A 9,332-nucleotide genomic window follows, 5' to 3' on the forward strand; every position below is an offset into this window, starting at 1 on the left:
GCCGGCTCATCGCGCGCCCCTCTCCGGCCGTACGCCCGTCACCCGATCCACCCCGAGGCCCCTCGCAGGACCACCCACGGGCTCTCCAGCGGCCGCATCCTCAGCGGCCTTCTCCGGCTCCTCAGGCGTCGTCTCCGGGCCCCCGGCCGCCGCCCCGGGCTTCTCGTCAGGGATCGTCCCTGAGGCCCCTGCCTCCGCCTCAAGGCTCTCGGCCGGTGGAAGGCCCTCCTCCGCCGCGTGTCCGGCGGTCGGGCCGGCGGTAGTGCCGGCGGTCGGGCCGGTGGATGGGCCGGTGGATGGTGGCCGGGTGGTGTCGGAGATGACGCGGCCCTCGTGGATGCGGATGACGCGGTCGGCGAGGTCGATCATGGCGGGCCGGTGGGCGACGATGACGGCCGTGCGGTCCCGGGCCAGGTCGGAGGTGCCCGCGACCACCGCCGCCTCGCTGCGCCCGTCCAGGCGGGCCGTGGGCTCGTCGAGCAGCAGCACCGACGCCCCCGGCCGGCAGAACGCCCGCGCCAGCGCGATCCGCTGTCGCTGACCGGCCGACAGGTTCGTGCCCCGCTCGCCCACCACCGTGCCGAACCCCTGCGGCAGCTCCGCCACGAAGTCCGCGTGCGCCGCCGAGGCCGCCCGCCGGACCTCCTCCAGGGACGCCGAGGGCGAGCCGAGCCGGATGTTGTCGGCCACCGACGTGGCGAACAGGTGCGGGCGCTGGGCCACGAACGCCAGCCGCGCCCGCCAGCCCGCGAGGTCGAGATCGCGCAGGTCCGTACCGTCGACGAGGACCCGGCCCTCGGACGGCTGGACGAAACCGAGGACGAGGTGGAGCAGCGTGCTCTTGCCCCCGCCGCTCTCACCCACCAGGGCGACCCGCTCGCGGGGCGCGATGGTGAGGGAGACGTTCTCCAGCGCGGCGCCGTCACGGCCCGGGTAGCGCACGGTCACGTTCTCCAGCCGGATCTCCGGGACGCCCGGTACGGGCGCGGCGCCTGCGTGAGGCGTCTCGGGCCGCTCGCCGGCCGACCGGTCCAGTACGGCGAAGGCCGCGTCGGCCGCCGCCACCCCCTCCATCGAGGCATGGAACCGCGTCCCCATGGCCCGCAACGGCAGGTACGCCTCCGGCGCCAGCAACAGCACCAGCAGCGCCGTCGTCAGGTCCAGCGACCCGCCCAGCAGCCGCAGCCCGACCGGCACCGCCACCAGCGCCAGCGACAGCGACGCGCACAACTCCAGCACCAGCGACGACAGGAACGCCACCCGCAACGTCCGCATGGTGGCGCCCCGGTGCGCGTCGGCGACCTGCTGGATGACGGTGGCCTGGTGGCGGGCCCGCCCGAACGCCCGCAGCGTGGGCAGCCCGCGTACCACGTCGAGGAAGTGCCCGCCGAGCCGCGACAGCGCCAGGAACTGGCGCTCGGTCACGGCCTTGGTCGTCATCCCGACCAGCGCGCCGAAGATGGGGATCAGCGGCAGCGTGAACAGGACGATGACGGCGCTGGCGAGGTCGGCGGCGAACAGCCGGATCAGCACGGCCACCGGCACGACGGCCGCCACCGCGATCGACGGCAGGTAGCCGGTCAGGTAGGCGTCGAGCCCGTCCAGGCCGCGCCCGGTCAGCGTCACCAGCTCGCCGGAGCGGTGCGCGGTGAGCCGGCCGGGGCCGAGCTCGCGCAGCCGCCCGAGCAGCCGGTGGCGCAGCGCCGACTTCACCCCGGTCGCGGTACGCCCGGCGAAGACGCCCTGCGTCCACGCCAGCACCGCCCGCACGCCCACCACGGCGGCCAGTACCGCCAGCGCGACCGTGGTGAACCTGCCGGACAGCACACCGGCCAGCAGCTCCGCCTGGACGAGCACGAGCAGGCCGGTCAGCATGGCGGCGGCCACGGTGACGCCCAGATGACGGCGAACCGAACGCTCGGCCCGCATGAGGGCGAGGAGATCCTTGTGCACGTGACCTCAGAAGAACGACGGGAGCCGGAAAGCGTCCTTCCCTGGACGGAAAGTGCGCCATACCCATATTTGCGCGCCCAGCATGATCGGCGCGAACGGCAGGACCATGACACTGAGCACATTCAACGTAGCCGGGTGCGCGCTGTGCTCCAGCAGGTACGGCATCGCGCCCGCCAGTACCCCTGCCGCGGGCAGCGCCGCCACCAGCCCCGACACCAGCAGCACCCGGCCCGACCGGGTGGCCCCGAAGGCTCCGGGCACCCGCCAGCCCAGGAACGTCCAGCCGTGGAAGGCGAACAGCAGGGTCACCACCAGGCCCAGCATCACCCCGACCGGGTGCACGGGGGAGGAGGAGAACCCGGTGGCGGCGGCGTACAGGACCATGCCCCAGCCCGCCGACAGCCCCAGCGAGCCGAAGGCGATCATCGCGTCCCAGAAGCCGCGCCAGCGGTGGCCGTCGATCCGGCGGCGGAACCACAGCCCGGCGTCGCGCAGCACCCAGCTCAGCAGCATGGCCACCACCAGCGGATACAGCGTGAACAGCACCTCGCCCTCCAGCAGCGGGTAGACCCCGAACAACGTCCCGGCCACCGCGACCAGCCACACCTCGTTGGCCAGCACGTACGGCGCCACGGCGGCCACCATCCTGTCGCGGTCCTCGCGCGTCCTGCCCAGCACCGGCAGCAGCAGCCCCACGCCCAGGTCGAACCCCTCGAGCGCGAAATACCCGGTCAGCAGCACGGCGAAGAAGACGAACCACATCAGTTCCATGAAGCACCCCTTCAGTAGGTCAGGGCCGCGGCGCGCGGCTCGCCGGCGGTGGCCCCCAGGTCGAGGGCGTGGGGCCCGCGCCGGACGACCCGGGCGATGAGGACGTAGTCGACGACCGCCAGCAGCCCCAGCACGGCGGTGAACCCGATGAGCGAGGCCGTGACCATGCCCGGGGTCAGCCCCGGCGACATGGCGTCGGCCACGGTGAGGCGCTCCCAGATCATCCACGGCTGCCGCCCGACCTCCCTGGCCGCCCAGCCCAGGATCGACAGCACGAACGGCAGCGGCGTCAACGCCATGAGGATCGGATGCGTCCACCGCCACCGTGGCAGCACGGCGATCATGGGCAGCATCACCAGCAGCACGCCGAGTGCCAGCAGTTGCCCGAGCTCGACCATGAGCGCGAGCGAGATCGCCGCCGTCGCGTTGCCGTCGAACTTGCCCTGCTGGATCCCGGCGAACTGCGCGTATCCGAAGCCCAGCGTGATGAGGATCCCGACGGCCGCCGCGATCACGCCCGTCCGCATCGACGCGGAGAAGAACTCCACCTCGGGCGCGCGCCGCCGCAGCCGGTACGCGCTCGCCCCCACCAGCACCATGCCGCCGGTGAACAGCCCCGCCCCGATCACGTGCGGGAAGGAGAAGACCAGCGCCTTGTTGGTGAGCAGGGCGCCGAAGTCGACCAGGCGCATACGATCGCCGCTGACCACCGAGCCCGCCGGGTTCTGCAGGAACGAGTTGGCGACCATGATGTAAAAGGCGCTCGCGTACGCGGTCAGCGTCACGATCCAGATGCACGCCAGGTGCGCCGCCTTGGGCAGCCGCCCCCAGCCGAAGATCCACAGGCCGAGGAACGTGGACTCCAGGAAGAACGCGACCAGCGTCTCCATCGCCAGCGGCGCGCCGAACACGTCGCCCGCGTAGTGCGACAGCCCGCTCCACGACAGCCCGAACTGGAACTCCATCACCAGCCCGGTGACGATGCCCATCGCGTAGTTGATGACGTAGATCTGTCCCCAGAACCGTGTCATCCGCTCCCGCAACGGCTTGCCCGACAGCGCCCAGCGGGTGTGCATGATCGCCACCAGCGGCGCCAGACCCAGCGTCAGCACCACGAACAGGAAGTGCAGGCTTCCCGTCACCGCGAACTGCGTGCGTGCCAGATCAAGTGCGTTCATCGATGCTCCAATAGTGTGCCTGTCTACATATAGGTAGCCTACATGTAGACTGGCTACGCAACGAACGGATGTCTAGGATCGGAGTCATGAATCCGGACGCGCTGCGCGGGCACATGGACGCGCTGCTGCTCTCAGTGCTGGAGCGGGAGCCGTTGCACGGCTACGCCATCATCGAGGCGCTGCAGGAGCGCAGCGGAGGGGCCCTCAACGTGCCCACGGGCACCGTCTATCCGGCGCTGCGCCGACTGGAGCGCATCGGATATCTGTCGAGCGAGTGGGCGACGGTGGGCGGGCGCAAGCGCCGCACCTACCGGCTGACGGAGACGGGCAGGAGGCGGCTCGAGGGGGAGCGGTCGGCCTGGCGGGAGTTCACCAACGTGATCGGCAGTGTCCTGCGCGCGGAGACGAGCGGCCTGACGTGAGTCAGCGGCGGGAGGCGCGCGTGATGCTCACGCAGCGCGTGGCGCAGTAGATCTGCATCCCCCACAGGGCTGAGGTCACCAGGTTGGCCAGGACGCCCGGCAGGGCGGCCAGCGTGTTGGGCTGCGGCTCGGTCCCGTACGACAGCAGCAGCCCCAGCCCGGCGGTGACCGGCAGCGTGGCCCACACCAGCACCCCCAGCGAGCGGGTCGCCAGGTGCGGCCGGCGGACCCAGCGGGCGCCCCGGCTCAGCGCGTACAGCACGAGCCCGCCGTACAGGCCGGTGCCGAGCTGGACGATGTCGAGCAGCCGCGAGACGGTCGCGTACCAGGGCGGGGTGTTCGCCCAGGCGTCGTCCGGCGGCGGATACAGGCGCCACAGCACCGACCACATGGCCACGGTGAGCGGCACGCTGATGAACAGCAGCACGCCCAGCCGCCGGCCCGACGAGGCGGTCAGCTCGGCCTGGTAGCCGGGCGCGACCTCGGTCACCGGCCCGAACTCCGTCACCGCCATCCGCTCGGCCTCGGCCCGGTCGAGCCCGCCGGCCTCCAGCGCGTCGGCGGTGTCGGTCAGGCTGTCGCGCGCCTCGACGACCAGATCACGCTTGGGCCCATGAGGGCCGGCCAGCGCGTCGCTGAGCTCTGCCACGTAGTCGTCGATGCGCATGAAACCCAGTTTAGGGAGGGCCGCCTCGGGGTCTCATCGGGGAATTCCCCGATATTTCACCGAGCCCGGTTGTCGTGTAGGAAAAAACCTACGTATAGTGTCCGACATGCCCATCTCCTCCATCCTCACCGTCACCGTGCCCGTCGCCGACCAGGAGCGCGCGCTCGGCTTCTACACCGGCGTGCTCGGCTTCGAGGTGCGCACCGACGACCCGTTCCCCATGGGGCGGTGGCTCACGGTCGCGCCCAAGGGCGCCGGCACCACGCTGCTGCTGGCCTCCTGGTTCCCCGGCATGGCGCCGATCGGCGGCCTGGTCGTCGGGGCGCCCGACCTCGACGCCTTGGCCGCCCGGCTGCTCGAGAACGAGATCGCCTTCGAGGGGCCGAGCGACCAGGCGTGGGGCCGCCAGTTGCTGTTCCACGACCCGTTCGGCAACGGCTTCGTGGCCGGCCAGGCGTGAGCGCCGACCACGTCTTCACCGCGCTGGCCAGCCCGGCCAGGCGCGAACTGCTGCGCCTGCTCCTCGACGAGGGCGCCCAGCCCGCCGGGCGGCTGGCCGAGCGGTTCGACATGAGCAGGCCGAGCGTGTCGGAGCATCTCAAGGTGCTCAGGGACGCGGGGCTGGTGGCCGAGACCCGCAGGGGCCGGGAACGGCACTACCGGCTGGAGGCGGCGCCGCTCATGGAGATCCGCGACTGGCTCAGCCCGTACGAGCGGTTCTGGCGCGAGAAGCTCACCGACCTCACGGCCCTGCTGGACGAAATGGACGACGACGATGCCTCCTGAACCACCTCGGACGGACGACCTGCGCGCGATCAGGCTCGACCAGTTCATCCCGCACCCGCCCGCGAAGGTGTGGCGGGCGCTCACCGAGCCGGAGCTGGTGGCCCGCTGGCTCATGCCCAACGACTTCAAGGCCGAGGTGGGGCATCGGTTCACGTTCACCACGACGCCCAAGAAGCAGGTGGGTTTCGATGGGATCGTGCACTGCGAGGTGCTGCGGATCGAGCCGGAGAAACTGCTGAAGATCAGTTGGAGCGACGGCGGGCGGGCCGACTGGACGGTCACCTGGCGGCTCGAACCCGAGGGCCGGGGGACCAGGCTCTTCCTCGATCACGAGGGCTTCGATCCGGCCGACGAGATCCAGCAGCTCTCCCGCCGGATCATGGGCGGCGGCTGGCCCCGCCACTTCGGCGTCATCGCCGGCATCGCCGCCGAGTTCTGACCCCGGTACGGGCCCTTGGGAGGGCGGGGCGCCCCGCACGGGTGACGGCCGCCGCCCGGGGCTCGCCGGGACCGGGCGTTCGGCGCCTGACCTCCCGGCGAGCCGCGCGAGTCAGCGGCGGACGGCCGGGTTGGGGGGTTCGGTGGTGGGGGTGGCGTGGGAGGCGGTGCTCCAGACGATGGCGGCGGCGGCGATCGCGGCCAGGAGGGCGAACCAGCCCGCCGCGCGGCCCATGCGCATGCCGTAGCCGCACAGCAGCCAGGACAGCGATAACCACCACCGATGACCGGCCTGGCGGCGCATCTCCATGGCCGCGAACGCGAAGTCGGCCGAGGTGGCGCGGTCGGTGGGGCGGAGGCCGGCGTAGAGGGCGGCCAGCCGGTCGGGGGTGGCCCCTGGGTCGCCTGGGTCGCCCGGGTCGCCGGGGCCGCCCAGGACGCCCGTGTTGGAGCGGCGGCGCAGAGAGTGCTCGTCGGCCAGCACCCGGCGCCGCGAGAACCAGCGCAGCATCGGCCAGCGCAGGCTCACGCGCACCCCCCGGGGCGTGAGCGCGAACGTGCAGTCCTTGACCCGCACCCCGGACGGATGCGTCAGCCCGGCGAACCTGCACGCCGACAGGTCCAGCCCGAACAGCCCCAGGCTGGCCGCCTCCACCTGCCGCAGCGACGTCAGCATGGACGTGCCCCTGCCGGTCACCGTGGCGGGGCCGCGCAGCACCGCGCCCTCCAGGTCCGCCTGGGAGTCGGTCAGCCGCACCGTCGTGGCGCCCGTCACCTCGACGCCGCGCAGGTCCACGCCGCACCGGGCGACGGCCACGTCCAGCAGCCCGTCGGCGCGCGCCCTGGCCGCCGAGAGCCGTCCCGTGGCCGACAGGTACGCGTCCGCGGCGAAATGCGCGGCCTCGAACCCGGCGTGCCCGTGGACCTTGCGGAACGACAGCGTACGGCCGAAGCGCGCGCCCCTGAAGGCGGCCCCGTCGCCGAGCCGGGCGCCGTCGAAGGTGGCGTAGCCGTCGAAACGGGCCCGCTCGCACGACAGCCCGTGCCCGAACACGGCCTGGCTGAACAGCGCGTCCCTGGACATCACGGCCCGGTCGAGCGAGACGTGCCCGCGCACGGTGACGCCGTGGAAGGACAGCTCGCGGATGAACCGGGCGCCCGCCAGCGACACGTTGCCCTCGAAGCGGGCGCCGAAGAACGAGGCGAGCCGGTCGAACCGGGCGCCGTCGAGCGACACGTCGCCCCCGAACGTCACGCCCGACAGCCTGACGTCGCCGGTGAACCTGACCCGGTCGAGCCGGGTCCTGCCGGGCCTGCCGCCCGTGGCCTCGAGGACCCTGGACAGCAGATCGCTGGTGACGGTCATGCCGCGCAGGTCGAGCAGGCGGCCGGGGGACAGCTCGCCGATCGTGTCGCCGAGCTGTTCGGGAGTGAGGTGGGCGAGGCAGAATCCGGACGGACGGTTAGCGATTCCGGTGCAGGCAGCGGAGTACGCGCAGGTGACCCAGTCCATGCATGGGTGATACCCCCCGCCGCTCAGGTCAAGGTTCGACGATTTTATGTTCCATCCACTTTTATGTGGAAATATGCGGGCTGAATTGCCTCCGACGTGCCGGTCCTACGCCTCTTTGTCCCGCGCGTCTCCGGCCACGACCCCGACGACGACCCGCCCGGCGCGGCCCTGAGGGGGCCGCGCCGGGCGCTCTGGCATGGAATGCTGGTGACGGGTACGTGGTTGACACCGAAGCACTAAAGCGATTGCACCAAAGCGACGACGAGCGAGGAGCCACTTGTGGCGACCATCGAGGTAACAGAGAAGAACTTCAACGACATCGCCGACAAGGGGATCGTGCTGCTCGACTTCTGGGCCGAGTGGTGCCCGCCGTGCAAGAAGTTCGGGCCGATCTTCGAGCAGGCGTCCGACAAGCACGACGACATCACCTTCGGCAAGATCGACACCGATGCTGAGCAGGGCCTCGCGCAGGGGTTCGACATCAGCTCGATCCCCACGCTGATGGCCATTCGCGATGGCATCGTGGTTTTCGCCCAGGCGGGCGCCATCCCGGCGCCGGCGCTGGATGACCTGATCCGTCAGGTACGCGAGCTGGACATGGACGCCATCAGGGCCGAGCTGAGCGAGGAGCTCAAGAACGCCCAGCAGAACTGACGCCCGCGACCGGCCCCGCCGTCACGGCGGGGCTCCCACATCCGGCCCCCTGGGCCCGCGAGCGGGTCAGGGCTTGCGGCCGACGCCCACGTAGCCGAAGGTGATGCCGTTGCCGGGGGCGTCCGGGTCATCGGGCCGCCAGCCGTTCGGATACGTCAGCCCCGGCTCGGCCAGCTCATAACCGTCGAAGAAGCGCAGGACCCCCTCGCGCGTCCTGAGGTTGAGCGCCGCCGTGGCCTTCCGGTAGATCTCCAGAGCCTGCGGCGTGGTGTCCGGCGTGGAGTCGACCGCGTGACTGATCACCAGGTGACTGCCCGGCACGCTCGCCTCACGGAGCTTGGTCACCACGTCGTAGGCGATGTCGTCGGGGATGAAGTGCAGGATCGCCAGCATCAGGAACGCGACCGGCTGCTTGAAGTCCACCAGGCCGTCGAGCGTGGCCAGCAGCGTGTCGGGCTCGCGTACGTCGGCCTGGACGAAGTCGACGCTGTCCTGCCGGGCCAGCAGCGCCCTGCCGTGCACGCACACCACGGAGTCGTAGTCGACGTAGACCACGCGGGCATCGGGGGCGATCTCGTGTGTGTTGCCCTGCGTGGGCAGGCCGGCGCCCAGGTCCACGATCTGCCGCACACCCGAGTCGACCAGGTGCCGGACGGCGCGGCGCAGGAACGCGCGGTTGGCCCGCGCGCCCTCCTTGGTGTTGGGGAAGGTCTGGAGGATCTGCTCCGCCGCCGCCCGGTCGGCCGCGAAGTTGTCCTTGCCGTCGAGAAAGTAGTCGTACATGCGCGCGACGTTGGGGACGCTGGGGTCGACGCCCTCCGGAGCACGGTCCACGGCGGACCTCCTCTCTTCCGAGGTGATCATAGCCGTGGAAACCGTTTAAACCGGAGGATTCGGTTCTGTCCGGCAATGAGACGTAAATCACGTCGTGCGCCGCCCCGGGAGGGCGG

At 71.5% G+C, this 9,332-nt stretch carries 11 protein-coding genes; 5 read left to right on the forward strand and 6 right to left on the reverse strand.

Features of this window, described 5'->3' with window-relative positions; genetic code table 11:
* Positions 1–6 precede the first annotated feature (6 nt).
* Genes cydD through AB0I15_RS28415 form a run of 3 tightly spaced genes read right to left on the reverse strand, consistent with a single transcriptional unit; the run spans position 7 to position 3,902 of the window.
* A complete protein-coding gene (gene cydD, locus AB0I15_RS28405) occupies positions 7–1,953 on the reverse strand; it encodes a thiol reductant ABC exporter subunit CydD (protein WP_358101786.1) in 1,947 nt (648 codons plus the stop codon).
* A gap of 6 nt (positions 1,954–1,959) precedes the next feature.
* On the reverse strand, positions 1,960–2,724 hold the full coding sequence (locus AB0I15_RS28410; protein ID WP_358101788.1) for a cytochrome d ubiquinol oxidase subunit II: 765 nt from the start codon (positions 2,722–2,724) through the stop codon (positions 1,960–1,962).
* A gap of 11 nt (positions 2,725–2,735) precedes the next feature.
* Entirely contained in the window at positions 2,736–3,902 is a 1,167-nt protein-coding gene (locus AB0I15_RS28415; RefSeq protein WP_358101790.1) for a cytochrome ubiquinol oxidase subunit I, read from the reverse strand.
* Between the two features lie 86 nt (positions 3,903–3,988).
* Here AB0I15_RS28415 and AB0I15_RS28420 point away from each other — a divergent pair, with 86 nt between their 5' ends.
* On the forward strand, positions 3,989–4,324 hold the full coding sequence (locus AB0I15_RS28420) for a helix-turn-helix transcriptional regulator (protein WP_358101792.1): 336 nt from the start codon (positions 3,989–3,991) through the stop codon (positions 4,322–4,324).
* 1 nt (position 4,325) lies between these two features.
* Here the strand turns inward: AB0I15_RS28420 and AB0I15_RS28425 are convergent, their stop codons facing one another.
* Positions 4,326–4,991 carry a permease prefix domain 1-containing protein gene (locus AB0I15_RS28425; protein WP_358101794.1) on the reverse strand — a complete coding sequence of 222 codons (666 nt, stop codon included), beginning with the start codon at positions 4,989–4,991 and terminating at the stop codon, positions 4,326–4,328.
* 106 nt (positions 4,992–5,097) lie between these two features.
* Here AB0I15_RS28425 and AB0I15_RS28430 point away from each other — a divergent pair, with 106 nt between their 5' ends.
* The 3 genes from AB0I15_RS28430 to AB0I15_RS28440 are packed head-to-tail and all read left to right on the forward strand — an operon-like array spanning position 5,098 to position 6,216.
* A complete protein-coding gene (locus tag AB0I15_RS28430; RefSeq protein ID WP_358101796.1) occupies positions 5,098–5,451 on the forward strand; it encodes a VOC family protein in 354 nt (117 codons plus the stop codon).
* Positions 5,448–5,777 carry a metalloregulator ArsR/SmtB family transcription factor gene (locus AB0I15_RS28435; protein WP_358101798.1) on the forward strand — a complete coding sequence of 110 codons (330 nt, stop codon included), beginning with the start codon at positions 5,448–5,450 and terminating at the stop codon, positions 5,775–5,777. Before AB0I15_RS28430 ends, AB0I15_RS28435 begins: the two co-directional genes overlap by 4 nt.
* Entirely contained in the window at positions 5,767–6,216 is a 450-nt protein-coding gene (locus AB0I15_RS28440; RefSeq protein ID WP_358101800.1) for an SRPBCC domain-containing protein, read from the forward strand. The genes AB0I15_RS28435 and AB0I15_RS28440 overlap by 11 nt, the downstream gene beginning before the upstream one ends.
* Before the next feature lie 111 nt (positions 6,217–6,327).
* Here AB0I15_RS28440 and AB0I15_RS28445 read toward each other — a convergent pair whose 3' ends face one another.
* Positions 6,328–7,728 carry a pentapeptide repeat-containing protein gene (locus AB0I15_RS28445; protein WP_358101802.1) on the reverse strand — a complete coding sequence of 467 codons (1,401 nt, stop codon included), beginning with the start codon at positions 7,726–7,728 and terminating at the stop codon, positions 6,328–6,330.
* Positions 7,729–8,007: 279 nt separating this feature from the next.
* Here AB0I15_RS28445 and AB0I15_RS28450 point away from each other — a divergent pair, with 279 nt between their 5' ends.
* A complete protein-coding gene (locus tag AB0I15_RS28450) occupies positions 8,008–8,382 on the forward strand; it encodes a thioredoxin domain-containing protein (RefSeq protein ID WP_358101804.1) in 375 nt (124 codons plus the stop codon).
* A 66-nt stretch (positions 8,383–8,448) separates the two neighbouring features.
* Here the strand turns inward: AB0I15_RS28450 and AB0I15_RS28455 are convergent, their stop codons facing one another.
* Positions 8,449–9,216: an SAM-dependent methyltransferase gene (locus AB0I15_RS28455; protein WP_358101806.1), complete on the reverse strand. Its 768-nt coding sequence runs from the start codon at positions 9,214–9,216 to the stop codon at positions 8,449–8,451.
* Positions 9,217–9,332 lie beyond the last annotated feature (116 nt).

Source organism: Nonomuraea sp. NPDC050643 (assembly GCF_040654715.1).
GTDB lineage: Bacteria > Actinomycetota > Actinomycetes > Streptosporangiales > Streptosporangiaceae > Nonomuraea.

What these genes read in the sequence shown, in the direction of transcription:
- AB0I15_RS28410 (WP_358101788.1), bottom strand. Translation starts at nt 2,724, where the DNA reads ATGGAACTGATGTGGTTCGTCTTCTTCGCCGTGCTGCTGACCGGGTAT.
- AB0I15_RS28430 (WP_358101796.1), top strand. Translation starts at nt 5,098, where the DNA reads ATGCCCATCTCCTCCATCCTCACCGTCACCGTGCCCGTCGCCGACCAG.
- AB0I15_RS28420 (WP_358101792.1), top strand. Translation starts at nt 3,989, where the DNA reads ATGAATCCGGACGCGCTGCGCGGGCACATGGACGCGCTGCTGCTCTCA.
- AB0I15_RS28440 (WP_358101800.1), top strand. Translation starts at nt 5,767, where the DNA reads ATGCCTCCTGAACCACCTCGGACGGACGACCTGCGCGCGATCAGGCTC.
- AB0I15_RS28415 (WP_358101790.1), bottom strand. Translation starts at nt 3,902, where the DNA reads ATGAACGCACTTGATCTGGCACGCACGCAGTTCGCGGTGACGGGAAGC.
- AB0I15_RS28425 (WP_358101794.1), bottom strand. Translation starts at nt 4,991, where the DNA reads ATGCGCATCGACGACTACGTGGCAGAGCTCAGCGACGCGCTGGCCGGC.
- AB0I15_RS28445 (WP_358101802.1), bottom strand. Translation starts at nt 7,728, where the DNA reads ATGGACTGGGTCACCTGCGCGTACTCCGCTGCCTGCACCGGAATCGCT.